Origin of the sequence: Streptomyces lunalinharesii, from assembly GCF_039532155.1 — a bacterium.
In the GTDB taxonomy this organism is placed as follows: domain Bacteria; phylum Actinomycetota; class Actinomycetes; order Streptomycetales; family Streptomycetaceae; genus Streptomyces; species Streptomyces lunalinharesii.
On sequence record NZ_BAAARK010000038.1, the window covers coordinates 1 to 24,984 of the forward strand.

The 24,984-nt window shown below is 71.8% G+C and carries 22 protein-coding genes; 16 read left to right on the plus strand and 6 right to left on the minus strand.

The annotated features are described in order from the left end of the window. Nucleotides 1-424 precede the first annotated feature (424 nt). Nucleotides 425-1,354: a LysR family transcriptional regulator gene (locus tag ABD385_RS34260; protein ID WP_344583298.1), complete on the minus strand. Its 930-nt coding sequence runs from the start codon at nucleotides 1,352-1,354 to the stop codon at nucleotides 425-427. Nucleotides 1,355-1,475: 121 nt separating this feature from the next. On the opposite strand from ABD385_RS34260, the gene ABD385_RS34265 reads away from it, so the two are divergent. The 7 genes from ABD385_RS34265 (at nucleotide 1,476) to ABD385_RS34295 (ending at nucleotide 8,905) form a co-directional block, all read left to right on the plus strand. After that, entirely contained in the window at nucleotides 1,476-2,657 is a 1,182-nt protein-coding gene (locus ABD385_RS34265; protein WP_344583300.1) for a CaiB/BaiF CoA transferase family protein, read from the plus strand. 85 nt (nucleotides 2,658-2,742) lie between these two features. Next, on the plus strand, nucleotides 2,743-3,588 hold the full coding sequence (locus ABD385_RS34270) for an enoyl-CoA hydratase/isomerase family protein (RefSeq protein ID WP_344583302.1): 846 nt from the start codon (nucleotides 2,743-2,745) through the stop codon (nucleotides 3,586-3,588). 64 nt (nucleotides 3,589-3,652) lie between these two features. Further along, nucleotides 3,653-4,819, plus strand: coding sequence for an acyl-CoA dehydrogenase family protein (locus ABD385_RS34275; protein WP_344583304.1), 1,167 nt, complete (start codon nucleotides 3,653-3,655; stop codon nucleotides 4,817-4,819). Next, nucleotides 4,816-5,847 carry an acyl-CoA dehydrogenase family protein gene (locus ABD385_RS34280; protein WP_344583306.1) on the plus strand — a complete coding sequence of 344 codons (1,032 nt, stop codon included), beginning with the start codon at nucleotides 4,816-4,818 and terminating at the stop codon, nucleotides 5,845-5,847. Before ABD385_RS34275 ends, ABD385_RS34280 begins: the two co-directional genes overlap by 4 nt. Nucleotides 5,848-6,261: 414 nt before the next feature. After that, nucleotides 6,262-7,155 (plus strand): ABC transporter permease, encoded by an 894-nt coding sequence (locus tag ABD385_RS34285; RefSeq protein WP_344583308.1) that lies wholly within the window; start codon nucleotides 6,262-6,264, stop codon nucleotides 7,153-7,155. Next, on the plus strand, nucleotides 7,128-7,871 hold the full coding sequence (locus ABD385_RS34290; RefSeq protein WP_344583310.1) for an ABC transporter ATP-binding protein: 744 nt from the start codon (nucleotides 7,128-7,130) through the stop codon (nucleotides 7,869-7,871). The genes ABD385_RS34285 and ABD385_RS34290 overlap by 28 nt, the downstream gene beginning before the upstream one ends. 38 nt (nucleotides 7,872-7,909) lie before the next feature. Beyond that, nucleotides 7,910-8,905, plus strand: coding sequence for an ABC transporter substrate-binding protein (locus ABD385_RS34295; protein WP_344583312.1), 996 nt, complete (start codon nucleotides 7,910-7,912; stop codon nucleotides 8,903-8,905). Between the two features lie 97 nt (nucleotides 8,906-9,002). On the opposite strand, the gene ABD385_RS34300 is transcribed toward ABD385_RS34295, so the two are convergent. After that, nucleotides 9,003-9,845, minus strand: coding sequence for a class I SAM-dependent methyltransferase (locus ABD385_RS34300; RefSeq protein ID WP_344583314.1), 843 nt, complete (start codon nucleotides 9,843-9,845; stop codon nucleotides 9,003-9,005). A gap of 225 nt (nucleotides 9,846-10,070) precedes the next feature. On the opposite strand from ABD385_RS34300, the gene ABD385_RS34305 reads away from it, so the two are divergent. Next, the gene (locus ABD385_RS34305) at nucleotides 10,071-10,649 is read left to right on the plus strand and encodes a HutD/Ves family protein (protein WP_344583316.1); all 579 of its coding nucleotides are present in this window, start codon (nucleotides 10,071-10,073) and stop codon (nucleotides 10,647-10,649) included. A gap of 401 nt (nucleotides 10,650-11,050) precedes the next feature. Beyond that, the gene (locus ABD385_RS34310) at nucleotides 11,051-11,719 is read left to right on the plus strand and encodes a DUF4097 family beta strand repeat-containing protein (RefSeq protein ID WP_344583318.1); all 669 of its coding nucleotides are present in this window, start codon (nucleotides 11,051-11,053) and stop codon (nucleotides 11,717-11,719) included. Nucleotides 11,720-11,840: 121 nt separating this feature from the next. Here ABD385_RS34310 and ABD385_RS34315 read toward each other — a convergent pair whose 3' ends face one another. After that, nucleotides 11,841-12,383, minus strand: coding sequence for a DUF1707 SHOCT-like domain-containing protein (locus tag ABD385_RS34315; protein WP_344583320.1), 543 nt, complete (start codon nucleotides 12,381-12,383; stop codon nucleotides 11,841-11,843). A 339-nt stretch (nucleotides 12,384-12,722) separates the two neighbouring features. On the opposite strand from ABD385_RS34315, the gene ABD385_RS34320 reads away from it, so the two are divergent. The 3 genes from ABD385_RS34320 to ABD385_RS34330 all read left to right on the plus strand — a co-directional run bounded on the left by ABD385_RS34320 (nucleotide 12,723) and on the right by ABD385_RS34330 (nucleotide 16,363). Next, entirely contained in the window at nucleotides 12,723-13,562 is an 840-nt protein-coding gene (locus tag ABD385_RS34320) for an SDR family oxidoreductase (protein WP_344583322.1), read from the plus strand. 515 nt (nucleotides 13,563-14,077) lie between these two features. Then, entirely contained in the window at nucleotides 14,078-15,262 is a 1,185-nt protein-coding gene (locus tag ABD385_RS34325; RefSeq protein ID WP_344583323.1) for an LLM class flavin-dependent oxidoreductase, read from the plus strand. Between the two features lie 3 nt (nucleotides 15,263-15,265). Further along, a complete protein-coding gene (locus ABD385_RS34330; protein ID WP_344583324.1) occupies nucleotides 15,266-16,363 on the plus strand; it encodes an alcohol dehydrogenase catalytic domain-containing protein in 1,098 nt (365 codons plus the stop codon). Nucleotides 16,364-16,424: 61 nt separating this feature from the next. Here ABD385_RS34330 and ABD385_RS34335 read toward each other — a convergent pair whose 3' ends face one another. Beyond that, a complete protein-coding gene (locus ABD385_RS34335) occupies nucleotides 16,425-17,063 on the minus strand; it encodes a TetR/AcrR family transcriptional regulator (RefSeq protein WP_344583325.1) in 639 nt (212 codons plus the stop codon). A 126-nt stretch (nucleotides 17,064-17,189) separates the two neighbouring features. Here ABD385_RS34335 and ABD385_RS34340 point away from each other — a divergent pair, with 126 nt between their 5' ends. After that, entirely contained in the window at nucleotides 17,190-18,164 is a 975-nt protein-coding gene (locus tag ABD385_RS34340) for an alpha/beta fold hydrolase (RefSeq protein ID WP_344583327.1), read from the plus strand. A 191-nt stretch (nucleotides 18,165-18,355) separates the two neighbouring features. Here ABD385_RS34340 and ABD385_RS34345 read toward each other — a convergent pair whose 3' ends face one another. Further along, nucleotides 18,356-18,715, minus strand: a complete 360-nt coding sequence (locus ABD385_RS34345) for a hypothetical protein (RefSeq protein WP_344583329.1) — start codon at nucleotides 18,713-18,715, stop codon at nucleotides 18,356-18,358. A gap of 783 nt (nucleotides 18,716-19,498) precedes the next feature. Between ABD385_RS34345 and ABD385_RS34350 the strand changes: the two genes are divergently transcribed. The 3 genes from ABD385_RS34350 (at nucleotide 19,499) to ABD385_RS34360 (ending at nucleotide 24,136) form a co-directional block, all read left to right on the plus strand. Beyond that, entirely contained in the window at nucleotides 19,499-21,484 is a 1,986-nt protein-coding gene (locus ABD385_RS34350) for a transglycosylase domain-containing protein (protein ID WP_344583331.1), read from the plus strand. A 72-nt stretch (nucleotides 21,485-21,556) separates the two neighbouring features. After that, on the plus strand, nucleotides 21,557-22,846 hold the full coding sequence (locus ABD385_RS34355) for a polysaccharide deacetylase family protein (RefSeq protein ID WP_344583333.1): 1,290 nt from the start codon (nucleotides 21,557-21,559) through the stop codon (nucleotides 22,844-22,846). Between the two features lie 159 nt (nucleotides 22,847-23,005). After that, a complete protein-coding gene (locus ABD385_RS34360) occupies nucleotides 23,006-24,136 on the plus strand; it encodes an amidase domain-containing protein (protein WP_344583334.1) in 1,131 nt (376 codons plus the stop codon). Nucleotides 24,137-24,228: 92 nt separating this feature from the next. Here the strand turns inward: ABD385_RS34360 and ABD385_RS34365 are convergent, their stop codons facing one another. Next, nucleotides 24,229-24,981: a PE-PPE domain-containing protein gene (locus ABD385_RS34365; RefSeq protein ID WP_344583335.1), complete on the minus strand. Its 753-nt coding sequence runs from the start codon at nucleotides 24,979-24,981 to the stop codon at nucleotides 24,229-24,231. Nucleotides 24,982-24,984: the final 3 nt, after the last annotated feature.

Below are 24,984 nucleotides of genomic sequence, written 5' to 3' on the forward strand. Positions count from 1 at the left end.
GTTGTCCGGCTGGGCCGCGGTGCCCGGCGCCCCGGCGGAGGAGTCCGCCCCACTGGCATCGGCCGACCCCGCACCACTGGCCTCCGCGGCCACACCCGCACCCGACTGACCCCCCGCCTTGGAACCGGCCGCATCCGAACCCGAGCAGGCGGTCAGGGAGAACGCGGCGGCCGCGGTCAGGGCCGCAGCCGCGATGCGCAGGGTGCGACGACGAGCGGAGCGGGTAGAGGTGCTGGCAGTCATTTCGGGTCCCCCCAGGGAAGTCGAAGTCGTTCTCTCCTCGGTACGACCACCACTCTGGCCAGCCCCACTACCGCCAGACTGCCGCTCCACTAACACCCGGCTAAGGCCCGTTACGCGCGGCGGCCCCCTCTGAACTCCGACGGGGCCGCTGCACACGCGCGCGCCTCGCTCCGCCGACGGGTCAGGGGCCGGTCGGCGGCTCGGCGGTGGTCGTCGGTAGGTCGCAGGCGTCGATCAGTTTCAGCACCTGTTGCACGGCGGCGTCGGGGCCGTCCGCGCGGTGCACGGCGGCGACCGCGGTCTCCAGGTAGGGGGAATCGCCGTGCAGGGGGCGGTAGGCCACGCCCGGGATGCCCAGTGTGCGCACCTGCTCGGGGGCGAGCGCCAGGCACAGGCCGGCGGCGACGTAGCTGAGCAGCCCCGGCAGGTCGTCCGCCTGGCCGCGCGGTCGGGGTGTGAAGCCGGCCTGCGCGCAGGCGAGCGCGACCTGTTCGGCCAGCCCGGGAAGGGCGCCCGGCTTGGGCATCGCGAACTGTTCCTCGGCGAGTTCCCGCAGGTCGAGGCGTGACGCGGCGACCAGCGGGTGGTGTTCGGGAAGGACCGCCACCAGCCGTTCCACCCCGATCCGACGGACCGTCAGGCGTTCCGTACCGGTGACGGGGAGCCGGACCAGCGCGAGGTCGAGCGTCCCGGCCTGGACCATGTCGACCAGTTCCGCGGAGGGATGTTGCCCCAGGTGCAGCCGCAGTCCCGGCAACTGCGCGTGGGCGCGGCGCAGGAGGCGCGGCAGGAAGTCGTAGCCGAGGCTGCTGATGAACCCGAGCCGGAGTTCGCCCTCGTGTCCGCTGGCGATCCGGCGGGCCCGGTCCACGGCGGCGGCCTGCGCTTCGAGCAGCCGCCGGGCGTCCTCGGCGAACGCGCGGCCGGCCGGGGTGAGTCGGGCGCCCCGTGGCAGCCGGTCGAACAGGGCCACGCCGAGGCCGCGCTCCAGTCGTTGGATCGCCTGGCTGAGCGGTGGCTGCCGCATGGCGAGTCGCTCGGCAGCCCGGCCGAAGTGCTGTTCCTCGGCCAACACGACGACCTGCTGGAGGAGGCGCTGGGTCAATTCCATAGGGCACAGCATATGAAAGGTGCCGGAAGGAAGTATTGGACGATATGGGGCGCCTGGGATTTGACTGGCTGTCAACGGCCCGGCGTACGAAGCCGGCCCCGGTGGAGATCGGAGACGTGCCATGGCGACAGGACGGGAAGCGGAAGGTGGCGTCGGTCCGCTGAACGGCGTGCGGGTGGTCGAGCTGGCCAGCGTGATCATGGGGCCGTACGCGGCCCAACAGCTCGGCGACCTGGGGGCGGACGTGATCAAGGTCGAACCGCCGACCGGTGACCTGACCCGCCACTACCCGCCGACCCGCAACCCCGGCATGGGGGTGATAGCCCTCAACCTCAACCGCAACAAGCGCAGCGTCGCCCTCGACCTCAAGGCCCCGGGCGGCCGCGACGCCCTGCTCGCCCTCCTCGCGAGCGCGGACGTCTTCCTCACCAACGTCCGCCCACAGGCCCTGCGGCGCCTCGGCCTGTCCTACGAGGACGTGGCGGCCGTCAACTCCGGCCTGGTGTACCTCAACGCCCAGGGTTTCCGCAGCGATTCGTCCCTCGGCGGGCATGCGGCCTACGACGACGTCGTACAGGCGGCCGCCGGCCTGGTGTGGCTGAACGAACAGGTCAGCGGCGTCCCCCACTACGTCCCCACGGTGCTTGCGGACAAGATCTGCGGCCTGGTGATCGTGCAGTCGGTGCTCGCCGCGCTGCACCACCGTGACCGCACCGGCGAGGGCCAACACGTCGAGGTCCCGATGGCCGACACGATGCTGGCGTTCAACCTCGTCGAGCACCTGGCGGCGGCGACCCACAACCCGCCCGCGGGGCCGATCGGCTACCCGCGGGCGCTCAGCCCCCGCCGCACGGCCTCCCGCACGGCGGACGGCTGGATGTGCATCCTGCCCTACAGCGACCGCAACTGGTGTGACTTCTTCGCCTTCGTCGGCCGCCCGGAACTGGCCGACGACGCACGCTTCGCGTCGTTCGCCGCGCGAGCCCGCAACGCCGACGAACTCTACGTACTCGTAGGCGAGTTCACGGTCCGGCACACCAGCGCGGAGTGGCAGGAGTTCTGCGATGCGCACAGCGTCCCCGCCGCCCCGGTACTGAGTCTGGCGGAGGCCGCCACCAGCTCCTACGCGACCGAAGGCGGGCTGCTCCAGGAGGCCGAACACCCCACCGAGGGCGGCTACCGCCTCATCGGCCAGCCCGTGCGCTTCTGGGCCACACCCGCCGGCCTGCACCGGCACTGCCCGCGGATCGGCGAGCACACCGAGGAGGTCCTCGCCGAGATCGGCCACCGACCGTCCGCCTGATTCACCGTCAACTCCCCCCTTGCCGACCCTCCACCTGCACCCGCACCTGCACCCGCACCTGCACCGCAGACCGAATCGAGGACCCGTGAACGAGCACGCACCCAGGGACGAGAACGCACCCAGGGACGAACAGGCAGCGCCGCACGAGCAGGAGCCGCTACGCGTCGAGCACCGGCCCAACGGCGTCGCGGTGCTCACCTTCGACAACCCCGAGCGGCGCAATCCGATGACCGGGCGGCTGACCGCACAGTGGCGGCGCGCCGTGCGGTGTCTGCGCCAGGACCCCGACCTGCGCGCCGTCGTGATCACCGGGACCGGCCCCGCGTTCTGCTCGGGCGCCGACCTGGGGGAACTCGCCGACCAGCACGGCCAGGACCTCTCAGGCACCCGGGCCCAGCTGTCGGACTTCTACCGGACCTGGCTGGCCGTCCGTGACCTGCCCGTCCCCACCGTGGCGGCCGTCAACGGCCATGCGGTGGGCGCCGGACTGGCACTGGCCCTCGCCTGCGACCTCCGGTACGCCGCGGCGGAGGCGAAGCTCGGCGCACCGTTCGTCCAACTCGGCCTGCACCCGGGCATGGCCACCACCGCCCTGCTCGCCGAGGCCGTCGGCCCGTCGAGGGCACGGGAGCTGCTGCTGACCGGGCGACTGATCAGCGGGACCCGGGCCGCCGCCATCGGCATGGTGCACGAGGCACTGCCGGCGGACCGGGTGCTTTCGGCCGCACTCGACGTGGCCGACGAGATCGCCGCCGCGGCCCCGCTCGCGGTCCGGCTGACCAAGAGCGGTCTGGCCCAGGGCCAGCCCACCGTCGAACGGGCGCTGGCCTGGGAGGCGCTCGCCCAGCCGGTGACGACCACCACCGACGACTTCCGCGAGGGCGTCCAGGCCCGCCGGGAGCGCCGCCGCCCGCACTTCACGGGCGCCTGACCACCGCCGCCCACCACGTACCCACCACTGTCCACGCCCACCACTCCGCCTGAGGAGCCCCTCGATGACCCCCGCCACCCTCGGCCTCGAAGCCGTCCAACTTCCGCCAGGAACAACGCAGTTGCGACAGGAGGTGCGTGACTTCCTCGCCGCGGAGCGGGCCGCCGGCACCGTCCTCGGGCGACCCGATTCCTGGCTGACGGGCTGGGACCCCGCCTTCACCCGCCGCCTGGCCCGGCGCGGCTGGGTCGGCATGACCCTGCCGCGGAAGTACGGCGGTGGCGGGCGCAGCAACCTCGAACGTTACGTCGTCATCGAGGAGTTGCTGGCCGCCGGCGCCCCGGTGTCGGCCCACTGGGTCGCCGACCGGCAGGCCGGACCCAGCATCCTGCGCCACGGCACCGAGGCGCAGCGCAACCACTTCCTGCCCCGGATCGCCGCCGGCGCGTGCTTCTTCTCGATCGGGATGAGCGAGCGGGACAGCGGCTCGGACCTGGCCTCGGTACGGACCCGGGCGGAACGGACCGACGGCGGCTGGCGGTTGTCCGGTACCAAGATGTGGACGGGCGGCGCGCACGTCAACGACCACGCGATCGTGCTCGCCCGGACCGGCGAGTCCGAGGACCGCCACGCCGGACTGAGTCAGTTCATCGTCAACCTGCGCGATCCGCACGTCCGCGTCGAGCCGATCCGCCTCCTCAGCGGCGAGCACACCTTCAACTACTGCCACCTGGAGGACGTCGAACTGACCGACGACGCACTGCTGGGGCGCCCCGGCGACGGCTGGCAGCAGGTCACCGGCGAACTGGCCCTGGAACGCAGCGGGCCCGAACGTTTCCTGTCCACGCTTCCGCTCCTGACCGCCCTGGTGGAACAGTTGCGGCGGACCGGCCAAGGCAGTCCCGAGCAGCAGGCCCGGCTGGGCCGGCTCACCGCGCGCCTGTCGGCCATCCGGCAGCTGTCGTTGGGGGTGGCCGCGACCCTGGCTGCCGGCCGGCCCGCCGACGTGCAGGCGGCCCTGGTCAAGGACCTCGGGACGCGCTTCGAGGGCGAACTCGTCAACGAGGTCCGCGAGATCCTGCCGACCGCCGCCCGCTGCGACGCCACCCCTGGCAGCTACCCCGAACTGCTGGCCACCGCGATCCTGCACGCGCCGGGATACACGCTGCGCGGCGGCACCAACGAAATCCTGCGCGGCATCATCACCCGAGGTCTGGAGCTGTCCCGATGACCACCGAATCCCCTGCCGAAGCGCCCGCCGAACGCGCCGCCGACGCCCTGCCGCCGCTCGACACGCCGGCGACCACCCTGGTGGCCCTGGCCCGGGAAGCCGGCCACCGCGGCACCCCGGCACCGCTCGCCGAGACGCTGCTCGTCGCGCGCCCACTGCTGGCCGCGGCCGGGCTCGCCGTCCCGGACGGCCACCTCACCGTGGCGACCGGCCCGCTCGACGTGCGGTTCGCCCACGTGGACACCAACAGCAGGGTCGGGCCGTCGGGAGCGGCGGGCACCGATGACGCCCTGCGGGTCAGCGGCACGCTGCGCCGGGTGCCGTGGGCCCGCGCCGCCGAGGCCGCGGTCGTGCTGACCGAGGGCCCGGGCGGCGGGCCCGTGCTCTTCCTCCTCGAAGCCACCGAGTGGCGCCGGGTGGCGGGCACCAACCTGGCGGGCGAGTCCCGGGACGACCTGGTGCTCCTCGACGTGGCCGTCCCCGCCGCGCGGGTCCGCCGCGTGCCGGCCGCGCTGGTCCGCCAGGCCACATGGCGTGCCGGCCTGGCCCGGGCCGCCCTGATCGCCGGTGCGGCACTCCGCTGTCTGGAGCTGACGGTCGCGCACACCGCCTCCCGCGTGCAGTTCGGCCGGCCGTTGAGTCACTTCCAGGCCGTCAAGCAGGAGGAGGCCAAGCTCGTCGAGGAGGCGGCCCTGGTCGCCGCAGCCGTCGAGGCGGCCGCGGTCGCCCTGGCCGAACCGGACTCCGCGGAGTTCACCGCCTGGCTCGCCGCCGCCCAGGCCGCCTCCTCGGTGGCCGAGATCACCCGCATCGCCCACCAACTGCACGGCGCGATCGGTTTCACCGAACTAAGTCCGCTCCATCTGGCCACCACCCGCATGTGGTCCTGGCGCGACGAGGACGGCGGCGAACGGGCCTGGCAGCAGCGGATCGGTCGGCACCTGCTCGACGGCGAGGGCGAGCGCGACGGCGACGCCAACGACAACGGCAACGGCGATCGGTTGTGGCAACGGGTGACCGGCGGCTGAGCCCTGTCCGGAACGGGCACGGGCACGGGCACGGGCGCGGGCACCGGCCGGCCCGCCGGCCGGAGACGTCCTAGCGGTCCGAACGCTCCGAGAACCGGTTCGCCGGCCGTTGCCTCCCGGCCGGCGGGTCGGCTCGCACGGCGACGTCGCCGGCCCGCCACACGTCCTTCGGCACCGTTCGCCGCGCAAGCGACCACGTCCGATGGGCGAGACGCCGTTGACCGCCCGAGGGTCGTACCTGCTAGCTTCGACCGCGTGTTCACATCACATTTACCAGGCGTTCCCGGCGAGCGGTCGTTTTGACCTGCTAGGCGGGACCTCCGCCGCACGCAGTCGCGATTGCCGACGCCCACCCGCTTCCCGCTGCTCCGCGCCGTGCGCCCGCGTCCTTCCGCCCCCGACGTGGAGCCCTTCATGAGTACTGCCGACGAACCCCCTGAACCGCGCATAGCGCTCATTTCCGCCACTGATCCTCAAGGCGTGGCCGCACGCGGTGCGGCGGCCGTCGAGCTGGAACCGCTCGTCTCCGCGTCGTCCCGGCGCCGCAGCGTGCCGCGCTGGCTCCGGCGTGCTGTCGGGCCCGTGCTGCTGCTGGTCCTGTGGCAGGTGCTCAGCGCCACCGGCGTCCTCCCGTCGGACATCCTCGCCTCCCCCGGCACCATCGCCCGTACCGCGGGCGGGCTGCTCGCCGACGGCACGCTGCCGTCCGCGATGGCGGTCTCGGTGCAGCGCGTCGTCGTCGGGCTGCTGTTGGGCACCGTGGCCGGGGTCGGGCTGGGGCTGCTTTCGGGGCTGATGCGGACCGGCGAGGACCTGATCGACGCCGTGGTGCAGATGCTGCGCGCGGTGCCGTTCGCCGGGCTCGTCCCGCTGCTCATCGTCTGGCTGGGCATCGGGGAGACGGTGAAGGTGGCGCTGATCGCCCTCGCCGCGGCCTTCCCGCTGTACCTCAACACCTACGCCGGGATCCGCGGCGTGGACGAGCAGCTGATCGAGGCCGGCACCACGCTGGGCCTGAGCCGGTGGGGCCTGATCCGCCATGTCGTGCTGCCCGGGGCGCTGCCCGGCGCCCTCACCGGGCTGCGGTTCGCACTGGGCTCGGCGTGGCTGGCCCTCGTCTTCGGCGAGACGGTCAACGCCAGCGACGGCATCGGCTTCCTGATGGATCAGGCCCGCGAGTTCTACCGCACCGACGTCATCGTGGTCTGCCTGATCGTCTACGCCTTCCTCGGCCTGGCCGCCGATGTCGTCGTCCGCACGCTGGAAAGGCTGTTGCTGCAATGGCGACCGACGTTCACGGGGAAGTGACCGCCGACCGGGCGGTCGTCGAGGTCAACGCTCTGACCCGGTCCTTCGACGGTCGGGCCGTCCTCGACGAGCTGGCGCTGACGGTGCGGTCCGGCGAGTTCGTGGCCCTGCTGGGGCGCAGCGGCTGCGGCAAGAGCACGCTGCTGCGGGTGCTTGCCGGGCTCGATCGGGACATCGAGGGCAGCGTGCTCGTACCGCGGCGCCGGGCGGTGGCCTTCCAGACGCCCCGGCTGATGCCGTGGAAGCGCGTGTGGCGCAACGTCGTGCTGGGCCTGCCGGGCCGCCCCACGCGGGAGACCGCGGTACGGGCGCTGGCCGAGGTCGGCCTGGAGCACCGCGCGCATGCCTGGCCCAAGACGCTCTCCGGGGGCGAGGCCCAACGCGCCTCGCTGGCCCGGGCGCTGGTCCGCGAACCGGACCTGCTGCTGCTCGACGAGCCGTTCGGCGCGCTCGACGCACTCACCCGGATCACCGCGCGGCAGCAGGTCGCCGAGGTGTGGCAGCGCAGGGGCTGCGCCGTGCTGCTCGTCACCCACGACGTGGAGGAGGCGCTGCTGCTGGCCGACCGGGTCCTGGTGATGCAGGACGGCGTCATCGCCCACGAGCAACCGGTGGACCTCCCGCGCCCGCGCGACGTGGGCGCACCGGAGTTCTCCCTGCTGCGCGCCGGGCTGCTGACCGAACTCGGCGTGGTGGCGCCCCAGGACCCCTGCTGACCGCCCCGCCCCATCCCCCGAACCGAAGAGAGACTCCCATGAAACGACGCTGTCTCGGCGCCCTGCTCATCCCGTTCGCTCTGCTGGCCACGGCATGCGGAGGGAAGGACGCGCAGGCCCACGCCGGCACCACCCTCGACGTCGGCGACCAGACGGGCGGTGACCGCGCCATGTTGGAGGCCTCGGGCGAGCTGAAGAACCTGCCGTACAAGATCAACTGGTCGACGTTCTCCTCCGGACCGCTGCTGCTGGAAGCCGTCAACGCCAAGGCGATCGACCTCGGTTGGACCGGCAACACGCCACCGGTGTTCGCCGCCGCGTCCGGATCGAAGATCACCGTCGTGGGCGCGATGCACAGCTCGGTGGCGGGCACGGCCATCCTGGTACCGCAGAACTCGCCACTGAAGAGCGTCCAGGACCTCAAGGGCAAGAAGATCGCCGTCATGCAGGGCACCACCGGGCACGACCTGCTGCTCGCCGCGCTCAAGCGGGCCGGAATGTCGATCCACGACGTCAAGGTCAACTACCTCCAGTCCGCCGAGGCGAAGACCGCGTTCAAGCGGGGAGACGTCGATGCCTGGGCTGCGGCGGACCCGACCACCACCCAGGCACTGGACGGCGACCACGCACGCGTCCTGGTGAGCGGACAGGGCCTGGTCAACGGCCTCACCTTCGACGTCGCCGCCCCCTCCGCGCTGGCGGACAAGGGAAAGTCGGCAGCCATGAAGGACTACCTGCAACGGTTGCAGCGCGCCCGGGAATGGGTCTATCAGCACCCGCAGCAGTGGGCGAAGGTGTGGTCGAAGGACACCGGCGTGCCGTACAAGGTGGCGCTGGACGCGGTGCAGCGCACGGCGGGCACGACCGTGCGGGTCGCCGTGGACAAGGCCGCCGTCGCCTCGGAGCAGAAGATCGTCGACGAGTTCGCGAACCTGAAGCTGCTGCACCATCAGGTCGACTTCTCCACCTTCGTCGACACCCGGTTCAACGCCGGCCTGCCGCCGTCCACCACCCCGCCCCACGCGTTCCGCTAGGCCCGGTGACACGTCCGTTCGTCGGCACGAACCGGCCGTTGGGCGTCGGTCGTTGGGCGCTGGCTGCTGGCTGCTGGCTGGCGGGTGGGGTATCCCGTCAGCCAGCGGCGGTGGGTGGTGTCCGTCCCAGGAAGAGGCTCGTGACCACCTTCACCTGCGCGCGTCCGCCGTGTTCGGCCACGAGGTGGGCCATCTCGTTCAAGACCCGCTCCCGGGGCCCGGCCGGGAGGGCGCGGTAGCCCCCGTAGGAGTTGACGAGGTCGATGAGGGCGGACGGGGACCGTTCGTGTGCCGAGAGGTAGAGGCGGTGGTCCGGTTCGACGAAGCCGGCCGCTGTCATGTCACGCCACTGGCGGGCCTCGGGGCCGCGTCGGGCGGGACGGGGCCGGGGATCGAGGAGGGTGTCCGGCGGCACCTCGACGCCGTGCCTGGCATGGGCGGCGGTCAGCCGGTCCGCCAGTTCGCCGCACTGGAGGAACCAGTGGTTCCAAAAGAGGGCTATCGCTCCGCCGGGAACCAGGGCGCACCGCGCTCTGTCCCAGCGCACGGCCGGGTCGACCCAGTGCCACGCCTGTGCGCAGTACAGCAGCCCGTAGCGTCGCCGGGGACGCCAGGTCTCGAAGTCGGCGACCTCGATGGTGACGCCGCCGCCGGGCAGTTGCGCGCAGCGCCGGCCCAGCACCCGGGCCATGCGGACGTCCGGTTCGACGCAGGTCACCGGTACGCCGCAGCGGGCGAAGTCGAACGTGGCCTTGCCGGTGCCGGCACCCACCTCCAGCGCCGGCTCGTTCGCGGCCAGTGCGGCGAAGTCCCGTACGTCCTGCATGAGTTGGTGGGGGTAGCCGGGCCTGGCCGTGTCGTACTGGTCGGCGTCGTCGCCGAAGATGTGGCGTCGCGACCGCTCCGACGCCGGCTCGTCCCCAGGGGTTCCGTACGGCATGGACACCAAGGTAGGCGGCCCGCGCCGCGCCGGGGAGGGCGCCTTCGACCGCACGCACCCACTACCGGCCGCCGAAAAGGGCGCGGCGAAGGCCGTCGCGTAGGGTGCGGTGACGAGGACCTCAAGGTCCGGGGCGCTGCCCCACCCGCGGGGTCCTCTCCTCTTGTCCGGGCCGCCGAGCCGTGCGGAACGGCTCAGCGGCTGTCCGATCCGGAAGGAAGCCACATGGCACCACAGGTTCTGCGGGCGCAGGAGAGAACACCCGCGCCGTGGAAGAACGGCGGAGGTGTCACCACCGAGGTGGCCGCCCGTCCCGAGGGAGCGGGGACCGGCGATTTCCTCTGGCGCGTCAGCATCGCCGACGTCGCGCGGAGCGGACCCTTCTCCGTCTTCGAGGGCGTGGAGCGGACCATCACCGTCGTCGACGGCCCCGGCATGGCCCTGACGGTCGACGGCACCCTGCACGTGATGGCCGCCCCCTACGAGCCGTTCGCCTTCTCCGGTGACTCCGACACGCAGTGCGAGCTGCTCGGCGGCCCGATCGTCGACTTCAACGTCATGGTGCGGCGCGCCGATGCGACGGCGCGGGTCCGGATCGTGCGCGACCGCGTCGAGGTGCGGCCCGAAGCCGGAACGTCCGTGCTCGCCGTGGTCCTGGAAGGGTCGGCCGCCCTCGGCGGGGAGCCCGTCCGCCTCGACCGCCTGGACGCCGCGCTGCTCTCCGAGGGGGACGCCGAAACCCTCGACGTCGACGGCCGGCTCGCACTGGTCACCTTCACCCTGACCGACGGCAGTTCGGGCTGACCCGGCGGGCCCGGTTCCCGGCCTCGTGGTGAAGGTCTCCTGACCGTCCCGCATCGCCTTCCTCGTTCCCCGTGACCGTTCGTCTCGCGCAACGGTGGAGGTGCTGCGGCCGACGGTCACGGCAGGGCGGGCAGGTACCGCCGAAGGGCGTACGGCAAGTGATCGGGCGGGCCCGCGTCCGGCATCGAGGGATGCCCATGAACTACCAACTGCCCTGCCCTGAGGTGCCGTTCAGGCATGTGGAATGTCGTGTCAGGGGCCACGTCAGCGCGGTGACTGCCCGGTGTCAGGGCGGCCGTCGAGAGTGGAGTCAGTCGTCAGGCCGTCAGCGGCTTCGACCACCACACAAGCGTCCTCGCACCGGCGAGGACGCCCCGACGTCCCCTCAGGAGGGCATCGCCATGCCGACCTTCAACACCCCCGAGCCGATCACCGCCGTCCTCGACATCCCCGCCGGGCGCGTGAAGTTCATCGCCGTCGACCAGTCCGACACCACGGTCCAGGTCCTGCCCGCGGACGCCTCGAAGAGCCGGGACGTCAAGGTCGCGGAGCAGACCACGGTCACCTTCCGCGAGGGCGTCCTGCGGATCGCCGCCTCGGTGCGGAACCAGTACTTCGGTCCCACCGGATCCGTGGAGGTCACCGTCCAACTGCCGGCCGGCTCCGGGATCGAGGCGACGGCGCCCAGCGTCGCGTTCCGGGCCGTCGGACGCTTCGGCGACGTCACCGTCGACAGCGAGCACGGCCCGATCACCCTCGACGAGGTCGCGAGCGCCCACCTCACCACCAGCGCCGGCGACGTCTCGGTCGCCCGCCTCGGCGGCCCCGCGCAGATCCGCACCAGCAAGGGCGACATCCGCATCGCCGAGGCGGTGCGCGGCACGGTGGTGCTGCGCACCGACGCCGGCGAGGTGGAGGTCTGCGCCGCCACCGGAGTCTCCGCGTCCCTGGACGGCGGCACCTCCAACGGCCGGATCCGCAACGCGCTCAAGAGCAACGACGGTGCCGCCGACCACCTCACCCTCCACGCGACCACCGCCACGGGCGACATCATCGCCCGCTCCCTCTGAGCGGTGCTCCGGTAGGCCGCTGCGGTCCCCGACCTGGGACGCGGGGTCCGGGGCCACGCGGCGTGTCGGCCACCCGGGGCGACGCGCCGCGCGAGTGGTCCGGATGCGGGAGGAGGACGTCTCAGCGCCGCGCGTGGTGGATCTTCAACCGGCCGAATCCCATCGACCCGGAGATGCGGATCTTCGGCCCGTCGGAGCGGGACCGCCGCCCGGGCCGGTAGCGCAGGTCCTTCCACCCCGTACTGAGGCCCTCGACGTCGATGATCGCGTCGCGCGGCACCGTGATCTTGGCGCGGCCGGTACCGAGCGCCAGTTCGATGTCGACGACCGGATGCTCGATGACCGCCCGGGACAGGTCCAGGTGCACCCGTCCGAAGGCGGACGCCACCTTGAGGTTGCGGGGCACCCGCCAGGCGCCGCGCCGCCGGATCCGTCCGCCGGCGGCGGCGATCGTCGACGTGGGCTCCGGGCTCCCCTCCGGGAGGGAGGCCATGGCAGAGGCGAGTGCGCCCGGCGTCTCGGCCGTGAGGACCTGTTCGAGGCGTTCGTCCATCTCCTCGTGCGAGATGCGCCCCTCGGCGTAGGCCGTCTGCAGGCGCTGCACGGCCGCCTCGCGGTCTTCTTCGCCGAGCGGCACCAACGGGTCTTCCTGCGGAGAGGTCACCGACTCACTCTAGTGCCGCGCCGACGACGTGTACGCGTCATGGTGCACGAGCGGGCGGAACGTCTTCCGGTGGGGTCGACCGCTCACCACAGTGGCCTTGGCGCTCGGCGCGATGGGCTGTGGCGTCCCGCACCCGGGCGGCGAACTGCTTTCGGTGGAAGTGGAGTTCCGCGCCGACGGCTCCGTTGCCGGGTACCAGGGCTGGACGCCGTTCCACCGGGCAGCGCAATCTGCGCGCGCCCGGCGTGTGGCCCGGGGGTTCCGATGGTTCGGTGGCGACAGGAGCCGACCGGGCTCGCACGAGGTCGTGCGGCCGGCCAGTCGAGGAGGAGAACCGGCGTGAACGTCCCCCAGGGTGCCCCGCAAGGCGTCATTCCCACGCAACTGCTGAAGGGCCAGAAGGCACTCGTCACCGGTGCGAGCTCGGGCATCGGCAAGGCGACGGCCATCGGCCTGGGCCGCGCCGGAGCCGACGTGGTCGTGAACTACGTCGCCGGGCGGGAGGCGGCGGAGCAGGTGGTCGAGGAGATCTCCGGTTTCGGCGTGCGCGCGGCGGCGTACGAGGCCGACGTGTCCCAGGAGGACCAGGTCGTCGCGATGACCCGACGGATGGTTGAGGAGTTCGGGACCGTCGACATCCTCGTGGCCAACGCCGGGTTGCAGCGCGACGCCCCGTTCACCACGATGACGACGGCCCAGTGGCAGAAGGTCCTGGACGTCAACCTCACGGGCCAGTTCCTGTGCGCGCGCGAGGCGACCAAGGAGTTCCTGAGGCGCGGGGTCGTCCCCGAGGTGTCGCGCGCGGCCGGAAAGATCATCTGCATGAGTTCGGTCCACCAGCTGATCCCGTGGGCCGGTCACGTCAACTACGCCGCCTCCAAGGGCGGCGTGCAGATGATGATGGAGACCCTCGCCCAGGAACTGGCGCCCCGCAGGATCAGGGTCAACGCCATCGCGCCGGGAGCCATCAGGACGCCCATCAACCGCAGTGCCTGGGACACCCCCGACGCCGAGGAGGACCTGTTGCGGCTGATTCCCTACGGACGCGTCGGCGATCCGGAGGACATCGCCCACGCGGCCGTCGGGCTCGCCTCGGACCTCATGGACTACGTGGTGGGCACCACCCTCTACGTGGACGGCGGCATGACCCTGTTCCCTGGCTTCGCCACCGGCGGCTGAGCGGCCGAGCAGCCGAGCGACCTTGCGAGGGAACGGGGCGACGCCGTGCCCGGACCCGAACGCAAGTGGTAGCAACTCACCTGGATCCGCTCGGCAGTTGAGAGTGAGGAGAACCGGCGGGCCTTCGACGCGCACTTCGCCACCCCGCACCTGCAACGTGCCCAACAGGTCCCGGACGGGGTCCTGGCCCGGCCCCCGACCCTGCGGACCCGGTCGAGGGGGCGGAGTCTTCGCCTCGTTCACCGTGCCGCTGCGCTACCCCGTCGCCACCGGCCTGCCGGAGGCCATGAAGCAGGCCGCGAGGAAGGGGCGGACGGAGGGGTGGGCGGAGGGGCCGACGGAGGGGCGGGGCCGGACCCAAGGGCCCAAGCACCGGGCGTGCGCCGGCACTTGGGAGGGGCCGGTCCCGCGGCAGGAGTTCTATCAAGTGATTGAAATGTGTGATAGACAACGAGGCGCTCGTCCAGGTGCTCCCCCGATCGCGTCGATCGCGTCAACTGAGGAGACGTCACATCATGTGGAAGGCCGACTCATTGAGGTTCGGGGCGTTCCTGGCCCCGTTCCACCCGCTGGACGCCGATCCGGCGCTGCAACTGCGGCGCGATCTCGATCTGATGGCACACCTCGACCACCTGGGCTTCGAGGAAGCCTGGATCGGCGAGCACCATTCCACCGGCGCCGAGATCGTTCCCGCCCCCGACCAGTTCATCGCGGCCGCCGCCGAGCGCACCTCCCGCATCCGGTTCGGCACCGGCGTCGTCTCGCTGCCGTACCACCACCCGTTGGTCACCGTCGACCGCATCACGCAGCTGGACCTGCAGACCCGAGGCCGGGTCGTCCTCGGCACCGGCCCGGGCAAGATCCCGCTGGACGCCCACATGATGGGGATCGACCCCGCCGACCAGCGGCGGATGCAGGGCGAGGCGCTCGACGCCGTGTTGCCGCTGCTGCGCGGCGAGGTGGTGACGATGGAGACCGACTGGTTCACCCTCCGCGACGCCCGCGCCCAACTGCCGACCTACGATCCGGCGGGCATCGAGGTCGTGGCCGCCTCCACGGTCTCCCCGAACGGATCGGTCCTCGCCGGCCGGAACGGCCTGTCGCTGCTGTCGCTGGCCGCGAGTTCCCCGTCGGGCTTCGACGCGCTCGACCGGAACTGGGAGATCTACGAGAAGGTGTCCGCCGAGCACAGGCACGTCGCCGACCGGGCACGGTGGCGCCTGGTCACCCCGATGTTCCTGGCCGAGACCCAGGCCGAGGCGGAGCGGGCGGTCAGCCGCCGCATCCAGGCCATGGCCGCGTACGCCAACCGGCAGAACGGCCGCCACCCGGAGTGGGGCCGGACCCCTCGGGGCGTGATCGACCACTGGCGCAATGACTCCCTCGGGGAGTTCGGCCAGGCCGTCATCGGCACCCCGGACCAGGCGATCGCCCAGATCCAGCGGCTGATCGAGAAGACCGGCGGCTTCGGCACGCTGCTGATCCTGCACGTGGACATGGCCAACTGGGAGGACACCAAGCGCAGTTACGAACTGTTCGCGTCCGAGGTCGTCCCGCACTTCCGCGGCCGCAACCGCAACCGGCAGGCCAGTCTCCAGTTCGCCGAGGACCACCGCGAGCAGCTGATCGGCCGGCTGGTCGGGGCGCTCACCAAGGCACACACCGACTACTACGGCGAATCGGCCGGGACGGGAGCCTGAAGCATGCGCGCAGTGCAGTACCTGGACGGGGCCTTCACCCTCACCGACGTACCCGAACTGCCGCCGCTCGGCCCGCGGCAACTGCGCATCGCGGTGGCCGCGTGCGGCATCTGCGGCAGCGACCTGACGGTGTCGAAGGACCCGTGCCGGTTCGTCGAGGTGGTCGAGGGCGCCGACTACCCTCTCGCCCAGTTCGACCCGCGGCGCCCGGTGGTCCTGGGGCACGAGTTCGCGGGAACGGTCGCGGAGACCGGCGTCGAGGTCACTGACTTCGCCGTCGGGGACCGGGTGGCGGGCCTCGGCATCGCGACCGACACCTCGACCGGAATCCCCAAGATCATCGGGTACTCGAACGCCTATCACGGCGCGTTCGGCGAGTACATCACGGTCGACGGCGGGTGGGCCCGCCACGTTCCCGAGGGCCTCTCCCTGGAACACGCGGCGCTGGCTGAGCCCCTCCACGTCGGCGAGATGCACGTCCAACGCTCCGGCCTCACCCCGACGGACTCGGCCCTGGTCATCGGCTGCGGCACGATCGGACTGGGCGCGATCATCGCGGCCAAGGCCCGCGGAGCACGCACCGTGATCGCCTCCGAGCCGTCGCCCAAGCGGCGCGAGCTCGCCGCCGAGATGGGCGCCGACCATGTCGTAGACCCGACCCGGCAGGACCCCGTCGCGCTGTGGAACGCGCTGGTGGCGGACGGCGCGGCCGGCGACGGCACCCTCATCGCCTACGAGTGCAGCGGCCGGGCCGGCATGCTCAACGCCCTGCTGCACCAGCTGCCGCACGACTCGCGCATCCAGGTCCTGGCCGCACCGTTCGCCGACGAGACCATCATTCCGGTGGTCGGCCAACTCCGGCGGATCACGGTCAACTTCGGCCAGGGCCCCACCGATCGCGCCTACGAGATCGTGCTACAGCGCCTGGCCGACGGCGAGATCGACGCGGACGCGCTCATCACCGGTCGGGTGGGACTCGAAGGCGTCGCGGACGCCTTCGCCGCCCTGCGGGACCCCGAGGCACACGTGAAGATCATGGTGCTGCCGCGGCGCACGGCCGGCGGCCTGGCATCTCACCATGCGAGGACGGCCGACAGCTGACGACTGGCGACTGGCGACTGGCGGCCGGTCAACTCGACATGCGATGACGGCTGACGGGCCGTCACCCCAACATGCGCTCCGCGCCACCGATGACGAAGTCCACCAGGTCCTCGTAGAACGCGACCAACTCGTCGCGGCCGAGCCGGCTGCCCCGCGTCGCGAGGTCGTCGGCCTGGCTCAACGTCTGGAGGAATCCCATCACCACGATCGGCCAGCGCAACTCGATCCGTTCGGCGGCGCAGTCGGGGAAGGCGCGCTGCACCTGCGCGCGCAGACCCGCTGCGACGGCGTCCTGACCGGTGGAGTCGATGGCCGGCCGGCCCGCCCGCGAGATCTGCACCACGATCTTCACCCAGCGCATGCCGCGCACCCGGTGTTTGAGGAGGAGGGCCAGATAGGGATCGGTCAGGGCGCGCACCACTTCCGCCGCAGTGGGGGCCGTCCGCCGCGCGGCGAGCGCCGCCACGTTGCCGGCGATCTGATCGCGCACCGCGGCCCCGACACCGAGCAGCACCGCGGCCACCAAGTTCTCCTTGGAGCCGAAGTGGTAGTGCACCGAAGCGGGCCCCTGCCCGGCCGCGGCGTTGACCGCCCGGACCGACACCGCATCCACACCGTGGGCGGCGAACAGGCGCTCCGCGGCCTTGATCAGCCGCTGCCGGGTGGCGTCGCCCTGCCGGTTGTGAGAGGTGGAGGCCATGCGCCGCAGCCTAGTCGACTGCGCCGTCGGGGCCTGCGGCCCGGCGCACCCTCTGGATCGACCGCTCCAATCGACCGCTCCAATCGTTCGCTCGACATGATGTCGCCGCTCCCGAGGGGGACACCCGTGCTGCCAGAACCACGCTCCGTCGCCACGAACGGCGTGCGCCTCGCCGTCTTCGAGGCGAAGCCGGAGCGCCGGACCAAGGACGTGTGCGTCGTGCTCTGCCACGGCTTCCCGGAACTCGCCGCGTCGTGGCGCAGGCAGCTGCGTCCGCTCGCCGACGCGGGCTTCCACGTGCTGGCGCCCGACATGCGGGGCTACGGCCGGTCGAGCGGCCCGGCGGACCGCCGGGCCTACAGCATCGCGGAGACCACGGCCGACGTCGCCGGTCTGATCGCCGACGCCGGCTACGAGAAGGCCGTGGTCGTCGGCCACGACTTCGGCGGGATGGTCTCCTGGATGATGCCCCACCTCCAGCCGGACGCGGTGGCCGGCGTGATCACGCTCAACACGCCCTTCGGCCACTCCCGCGAGAACCCCGTGGAACGGTACGCGCAGCTCTACGGCCCGCGGAACTACGTGGCGCACTTCCAGACCCGGGAGTGCGAGCAGAAACTCGACGAGGATCCCGAGCGCGCCTTCCGCTTCTTCCTGCGGCGGGACACCGGCTCCGGCACCAACCTGTCCCGCACCGGCCGCCACGATCCGGACAGCATGGCCTACATCCACCGGCTCTGGGACGACGAGTCGACCTGGCCCGGCGAAGTCCTCCTGGATCCGGCGGAGTTGCGCTACTACGCCGACGCCTACGCCCGCACGGGCTTCGGCGGCGGACTGAGCTGGTACCACAGCATCCTGCGCAACTGGGAGGTGCAGACCGCGCTGTTCCCCGACGGCGACGTCCCCAAGGTCGACGTGCCGGCCCTGCTCATCGCGGCCCGCCACGACCCGATCTGCCACCCGATGCTCACCGACGACCTGCTCCGGTACTTCGCGGAGTTCGAGCGCCGGATGATCGACACCGGTCACTGGACCCAGCTCGAAGACCCGGAAGGCACCAACGCCCTCCTGCTGGACTGGCTGACCCGGCACTTCTGACGGGCCGTGCGCGGGGCCGGATCCGACGGCGGACCGTCGGATCCGAACGCCCGGCGACGGACTTCGCCGCGCCGGCGGGGCGGCGAAGTCCACACCGCGGGTCCGTGCCCGTGGGCCCGTGCCCACGGGCCCACCACCGCTAGGCGGGAACGGTGGCCCCCCTCAGCGGCAGGGCGCGTGGACGAGTTGCCTCAGCAGTGGTTGAGCGTCCCACTGGCCCAGGACACGTTGTCCCCGGACTCCCACCCCTTGATTTCGGTCCCCTCGACTCTCCCGTAGACCCACCTGTTGCCGTAGTAGTTCGTGACGTAGCACCACGTGTAGAACTTGGTACCCGCCGCCACGGTCACGACGGTGCCGCACTCCGCTGCGGGCGCGGTCTTCAGGCGGTAGTCCCCGAGGAAGTACCCGTACGCACTGGAGTTGTTGGTGACCGCGGGACGGTCGCAGGGACTCGCGGCCTGGGCGGCAGTGGCACCGGTCGTGGCCCCCAAACCGGCTAGCAACGCCGTCGTGGCGGCCAAGGCCGAGAGACGATTCCTGAGCTTCATGACGTTCTCCTCGTCTGATCCTGAACTGTCCGTGCGGAGCGGGGGTGCGAGTGCGTGCGGACCAGCCACCCGGAGGGGCTTCGGTGCGGGTGCTCGCCGGGGCCGCGGGAGCCGGCCCCGGACGCGGTCGGCCTCGATGAGAGGGACCCGCTCGCGGCCGTCACGCGTCTCCCTCGCTGAACCTCCCCCTGTGCAGGTGCGAACGCTTTGGTGCGTCGTTCCTGCGCACGCCAACGTTCCCGCAGCCGCCCGGGATTGTCGTGAGCAACGGGTGCACAGGTGTGTTGGCAGTGAGTGAACTGCCCGCCGGGCGCGGGTGCGGCGGCGAGGTCAACAGTCGCCGGGCCCTGTCCGAATTGCTTCCATGTTCGAGCCTTGCGTGGAGATTTCGAAAAGGTCACTGATAGATTTGTATGAGTAGTGAAGGCCGCGGCGTGGCTGGAGGGGGTGGGGTGATGGCAGTTGCGTCTGCGGCGACTGCGGCGCCCCGGGCGGGTCACTCGCGCAGCGCGGAGGGAAGACGCAGTGACAGCGACTGGGCGGGGGCCTGGCGGGCCGGATGAGACCCGCGGGCCGTCGGGCCGTCGGCGGGGGACGCCGCGGGAGCCCTTGACCGGCGCGGGAGACGGCGTCCGGGACACGACGCCCGCGGACCCCGAGTACACGTTGCAACTGAGGATGCCGCCGCCCGCAGCGACCGACGGGGCCGCGCCGGCTCCGCGGTCAGGGCCGTCCGGCGGGCGGGCCGGCCGACGTCGGGCCGCCCGGTCGTCCTCGGCCCGCATGCGCGGCGACGCGCCACTGGGTGCCCTCGTCGCGCGCCTGGCGCCGTTCGCCCGCCGGATCAGGCCACGCTATCCGCGCCCGGGCCGCGCCGGTTGGCGTCGCTGGGCGCCCTCCTGGCGGCAGTGGCTGGGCATCGCGTCGACGGCCGTCGGGCTGACCGGACTGTTCCTGGTCATCGCCTACGCCGCCACCGACATACCCAAGGACCTGAACACCTACGCGACCCAGCAGGACAACGTGTACTTCTGGTCCGACGGCACGCCGATGGCCCGTACCGGCTGGGTCCAGCGGCAGGCGATGCCGCTGAAGGAGATACCCGGGGACGTCCGTTGGGCCGTGCTGGCGGCCGAGAACGAGAGCTTCTACGAGGATCCCGGCGTCTCGGTGAAGGGCCTCAGCCGCGCCCTGTGGCGCACGCTCGGCCGGGGCGACACCCAGGGCGGCTCGACCATCACCCAGCAGTACGTCAAGAACGTCTACCTGAACCAGGACCAGACCCTCAGCCGCAAGTTCACCGAGGCGATGATCGCCCTCAAGCTGGACAACCGGATGAGCAAGGACGCGATCCTGGAGGGGTACCTCAACACCAGCTGGTTCGGCCGCGGCACCTACGGCATCCAGCGCGCCGCCCAGGCCTACTACGGCAAGGACGTCAGCGAACTCGACGTGAGCCAGGCGGCGTTCCTCGCCTCGCTGCTCAAGGGCGCCGGGCTGTACGACCCCACGCTGAGCGCCGCCAACCACCAGCGGGCGGTGGAGCGCTGGAAGTGGATCCTGGACCGGATGGTGCGGATCGGCAAGCTGTCGCCGGCCGAGCGGGCCACGTACCGGGCCTTCCCCGAGCCGCTCAAGCAGAACCCGCTGTACGACACCGGCCAGCAGAGCGACTACCTCGTCGAACTCGCCGCCCAGTACGCCCAGAAGGCCGGGCACGTTCCGGCCAGGGACTTCGACCTGGGCGGCTACCAGATCTACACCACCTTCGACCGCAAACGGGAGGCGGCGCTCGACGGCCTGGTGGCCGCGGCGCGCAAGAAGGCCCGGCAGACCGACCCGGGCGGGGCCGCAGCCGCCCACTACGGCATCGCCTCGGTGGCCACGGACGGCCGCGTCCTCGCCGTCTACGGCGGCCCCGACCACCGCAAGCAGGGCTACAACGAGTCCAACGCCGCGACCGTACCGGCCGGTTCGGCCTTCCTGCCGTTCGTCTACGCGGCCGGGCTCGAACACGGCGTCGTCAAGCGGCGGGACGCGCCCCGGGAGAAGGTCAGCGCGCAGTCCCGCTACGACGGCGACGACGGCGTGCCCGTCAGCACGCCGGAGGGCCCCTACTGGGACCGCAGCGGCAAGAAGGTCGCCGCCCACAACGACGACCGCAGGTCGTGGGGCCCGATCACGCTCCGCAAGGCGCTCGCCTCGTCGGTGAACACGCCCTTCATGCAGCTGGGCATGGACACCGGCCTGGACAAGGTCAAGCAGACGGCCCAGGCGGCCGGACTGCTGCCCGGCAGCATGGGGCCCCAGGTCCCCGGCCTGTCCCTGGGCAGTTCCACGCCGAGCGCGATCCGGATGGCCAGCGGCTACGCGACCTTCGCCGCGGCGGGAGCGCACGTCGAGCCCTACTCCGTGCACCACGTCACCCGGAACGGCGAGACCGTGCGGATGGACGCCCCCGAGACGCGCCGCGCGGTCACCGCCTCGGTGGCCGGGGAGGTGACGCGGGCGCTCACGGACGCGTTCCGCTCCGCCCACCCGGGCGCCGCTCCCGCATCGGCCGCGGTGTCCGGCAAGGCCGGCAGCACCGCCGACGACACCGCCGCCTGGTACGTCGGCACGGCCCGCGCCGTCTCGACGGCCGTGGTCGTCTACCGCATGGACCTGGCCAAGAGCCTCGAACCGCTGCCGCTCGGCGGGCTCGCCGGAACCGCCGCCGACAGCGTTCCGTACGCCATCTGGGCGGGCGCCGCGAGCCCCCTGCGCTGACCGGCGGACCGCCCGCACCCGTACCCGTACCGCATCCGGACCGGAACCTCCCTCCGCAGATTTGGGCCCCGAATGAAGTCGACTCCAGGCCGCCGCCGCAAGGCGCGCGCACCCCACCGCACCCTCCGCACCCGCTCCGCGGTCCTCGCGTCCGCCGTCCTCGTCGTCTGCTCGGCCGTCGCGGGGTACCTGGTGCTCGACCAGGCCAACGGCGACGCCCAGGCGTCCTCCGGCACCAAGGGCGCCTCGGCCGACCGGGGACCGGCGAAGCCCCCCAAGGAGCCGGCCTGGGACGGCAGGACCAAGGTCCTCGGGGACGGCTCGACCTCCTACACCGGGCCGCAGAAGAAGCAGTTGGCGGCAAAGCCCCTCAAGCCCGGCGAGCAGCCGCCGCAGTTCGTCGTCTTCTCCTGGGACGGTGCGCTGGAGGGCGAGGAGCGGCTCTTCTCGCACTACCGCGAGCTGGCCAAGGACTACGACGCCCACATGACCTTCTTCCTCACCGGCATCTACCTGTTGCCCAAGAGCAAGCAGGACCTCTACCACCCGCCCCAGCACCCGGTGGGCTCCGCCGCGATCAGCTACCCCACGGACGAGCACATCCGCACCACCCTGACCCAACTCTCCGCGGCCTACGAGGACGGCAACGAGATCGGCACCCACTTCAACGGCCACTTCTGCGGCGCCAAGGGGGGTGGCGACTGGAGCGTGGCGGAGTGGAAGAGCGAGATCGACCAGTTCTACGACTTCGTGGAGAAGTGGCGGACGAACACCGGCTTCCGCGACGTTCCCACCCTGCCCTTCGACTTCCGCAAGGAGGTGACCGGCGGGCGCGCCCCCTGCCTGGAGGGGCAACCGAACCTGCTCAAGGCCATGAAGAGCTACGGCTGGCGCTACGACGCCAGTTCCCCGGGCGACTTCCAGATATGGCCGACCAAGAAGGACGGCGTCTGGGACTTCCCGCTCCAGATGCTGCCGTACCCCGGCGGCAACTACCAGGGCCTGTCGATGGACTTCAACTTCCTCTACAACCAGTCCAAGGGCGAGACCAAGGGTGATCCGGCCAAGTACGCCACCTGGGAGCAGCAGACCGTCGACTCCTACCTGGCGGGCTTCGACCGCGTCTACTACGGCAGCAGGGCGCCGCTGTTCATCGGCAACCACTTCGAGGACTGGAACGGCAGCATCTACATGAAGGCCATCGACCAGGTGATCAAGAAGACCTGCACCAAGAAGGGCGTCAAGTGCGTGTCCTTCAAGGAGCTCGCCGACTGGCTCGACGTGCAGCGGCCCGAGACGCTGCAACGGCTGCGCGGGCTGGATCCGGCGCAGGCGCCGGACTGGTCCACGGTCGTCAAGTGACCCCGGAGGCAACCTGGCTGTAATTGTGCGTACCCCTTCACATCACGCACACATCTCATGCGAAAATGCGCTCGCCCGGTCCGTGTGCCGGCGTAGAGGGGAACACCGTTGACATCGAGAAGAACAGGCCGCGGGCGGAACCGCGCCACCGTGCTCGCGGTGGCGGCAGCCTCGCTGACCGCCGGGGTCGTGCTGCCCAGCGGAACCGCCGGCGCGGCGGTCGCCGACGGCCCGACCGTGGACCAGGCCACCAGGGCCACTTTCCAGCGGCTGGCCGATGCGGTCTTCGCCGATCGCACGCAGTCCCTGGTGGACGGCGCCGGCAGCGGACCGCAGCAGTCGCACCCGCGTCGGGCGTCCGGCTTCACCGGGACGGTGCGACTGTCCGCGGCGCAGGCCCGCGAAGAGGGCGCCACGCTCGACGCCCTGCGCGCCCGCAAGTCCCGGCTGGCGCAACTCGGTGAGAAGTACAGCGGAGCCCACACCGAAGTCGCCCTCGACGGCGCCGCGCTGACGGGACGGCGGGCCACGGTCGACGTCACCGAGACCACGTCCCTGACGTACGAGAAGGCCGAGGCCGGCCGGCCCGCGACCACCGGCTTCCAGGCCCACCACCGGCTGACCTTCCAGGCCGACCGCAACAATGCCTGGCAACTGACCGACGTCCGCGACACCGACGACGGCTACCTCGCGGTGAACCAGGTGGCCAGGCCCGCCGTCGCCGCGCCCGCCACCTCCGACGACCCGCCCTCGGCCACCCGCTCGGCCACCACGCGGCCCGCGCCGGCCAACCCGAAGAACTTCAGCGCCACCGGATACGACTACGCCGCCATGGCGGCCTACGCGACGAAGTACTGGAGCCGGTACAACCCCGACTACCCCGACTTCAGTGACGCCGGCGCCGGTGGGGACTGCACCAACTTCGTCAGCCAGGCCCTGAAGGCGGGCGGTTGGCAGCACGTCCCCGGCTACACGACGGACTTCCACAAGTGGTTCGGCAACGCCGAGATCCAGTCGGACTCCTTCGTCGGCGTGAACGAGTTCTCCTGGTTCGCCCTGTCCTCCAAGCGGGCCACCAGCCTCGCCAACGTCTACCAAATGGACGTCGGGGACGTGCTCCAGCTGGACTTCGACCGGGACGGGTCCAAGGACCACTCCATGATCGTCACCAGCCGCAGCCGGCAGGGCGTGCCGTACCTCACCTACCACTCCACCGACACCTACAACAGGTCGGTGGCCAGCCTCATCGCGTCGTACCCGAGCGCCGCGTACTACGCCTACCGCACCTGAGCGGACCTGCGTGCCCGGTGCCGGGCTGCGGGGCGGTCGCCGGACCGGTCAGGACGGCTCGGCGGCTGCCCCGCAGCACTGGGGCCGACGACCTACTGGGCGTCGTACCAGGTGATGCCGTCACCGCCGTCGTGGCCGATGGTCTGCGTCATGACGTTGCCGTCCTGCCAGTACTTGGGGTGCTGGTTCAGGAATCCGGGCACGGACTGGATCGAGGTGGCGTCGCACGCCAGGTCGGTGCGGATGCAGAAGCGCCGCACCGGCACGCCGTCGTACTTCGCCGGGGCGGCCCCCGTGGACGTGAACCCCAGGGCGCTCCACCCCTGCGGAACACGCGCCCAGACGCCGGTGCCGGGCTGCATGGGGTCGGCGTAGAGCATGCCGTTCACCTGGGAGCGGGGTATCTCGGTGCGGCCGTCGGCGATCGTCCGGAGCACCTGGTCGGCCGCCTGGGCGCCCTGGGAGTACCCCACGATCGTGAAGCGGGCGTGCGGATCGCGGTGGTAGGTCTGCTCGGCGGCGGCCAGCAGGTTGCGGTACCCCTCCTGGACGCTGGCGTCGTAGCTGGGGGCGCCGATGTCCGGGGCGTTGTGGCCGTTGAGCCAGGGGCCGGCGCTCGCCGGGTAGCAGACCGGCACCGGGATGCCGCCGTTGAGGTGCTTGTTGGCGAACGCGAAGGTCGAGGTGCAGGCGGGCGCGGGCGCCGCCGAGCCCGTACCGCCGATCTCCAGGTAGTAGTGGTGCACCGGAGCGGCGTGGGCGACGGGCATGGCGGCGGTGAGGGCCACCATGGCCGTTGCGCCGACCGTACCGATCGCCGCCTTCCATCGGGCGCGCAGGGTCATCGC

What these genes read in the sequence shown, in the direction of transcription:
- ABD385_RS34290 (WP_344583310.1), top strand. Translation starts at nt 7,128, where the DNA reads ATGGCGACCGACGTTCACGGGGAAGTGACCGCCGACCGGGCGGTCGTC.
- ABD385_RS34335 (WP_344583325.1), bottom strand. Translation starts at nt 17,063, where the DNA reads ATGGCCTCCACCTCTCACAACCGGCAGGGCGACGCCACCCGGCAGCGG.
- ABD385_RS34285 (WP_344583308.1), top strand. Translation starts at nt 6,262, where the DNA reads ATGAGTACTGCCGACGAACCCCCTGAACCGCGCATAGCGCTCATTTCC.
- ABD385_RS34310 (WP_344583318.1), top strand. Translation starts at nt 11,051, where the DNA reads ATGCCGACCTTCAACACCCCCGAGCCGATCACCGCCGTCCTCGACATC.
- ABD385_RS34355 (WP_344583333.1), top strand. Translation starts at nt 21,557, where the DNA reads ATGAAGTCGACTCCAGGCCGCCGCCGCAAGGCGCGCGCACCCCACCGC.
- ABD385_RS34325 (WP_344583323.1), top strand. Translation starts at nt 14,078, where the DNA reads ATGTGGAAGGCCGACTCATTGAGGTTCGGGGCGTTCCTGGCCCCGTTC.
- ABD385_RS34305 (WP_344583316.1), top strand. Translation starts at nt 10,071, where the DNA reads ATGGCACCACAGGTTCTGCGGGCGCAGGAGAGAACACCCGCGCCGTGG.
- ABD385_RS34345 (WP_344583329.1), bottom strand. Translation starts at nt 18,715, where the DNA reads ATGAAGCTCAGGAATCGTCTCTCGGCCTTGGCCGCCACGACGGCGTTG.
- ABD385_RS34275 (WP_344583304.1), top strand. Translation starts at nt 3,653, where the DNA reads ATGACCCCCGCCACCCTCGGCCTCGAAGCCGTCCAACTTCCGCCAGGA.
- ABD385_RS34265 (WP_344583300.1), top strand. Translation starts at nt 1,476, where the DNA reads ATGGCGACAGGACGGGAAGCGGAAGGTGGCGTCGGTCCGCTGAACGGC.
- ABD385_RS34295 (WP_344583312.1), top strand. Translation starts at nt 7,910, where the DNA reads ATGAAACGACGCTGTCTCGGCGCCCTGCTCATCCCGTTCGCTCTGCTG.
- ABD385_RS34365 (WP_344583335.1), bottom strand. Translation starts at nt 24,981, where the DNA reads ATGACCCTGCGCGCCCGATGGAAGGCGGCGATCGGTACGGTCGGCGCA.
- ABD385_RS34280 (WP_344583306.1), top strand. Translation starts at nt 4,816, where the DNA reads ATGACCACCGAATCCCCTGCCGAAGCGCCCGCCGAACGCGCCGCCGAC.
- ABD385_RS34330 (WP_344583324.1), top strand. Translation starts at nt 15,266, where the DNA reads ATGCGCGCAGTGCAGTACCTGGACGGGGCCTTCACCCTCACCGACGTA.
- ABD385_RS34350 (WP_344583331.1), top strand. Translation starts at nt 19,499, where the DNA reads ATGCGCGGCGACGCGCCACTGGGTGCCCTCGTCGCGCGCCTGGCGCCG.
- ABD385_RS34260 (WP_344583298.1), bottom strand. Translation starts at nt 1,354, where the DNA reads ATGGAATTGACCCAGCGCCTCCTCCAGCAGGTCGTCGTGTTGGCCGAG.
- ABD385_RS34300 (WP_344583314.1), bottom strand. Translation starts at nt 9,845, where the DNA reads ATGCCGTACGGAACCCCTGGGGACGAGCCGGCGTCGGAGCGGTCGCGA.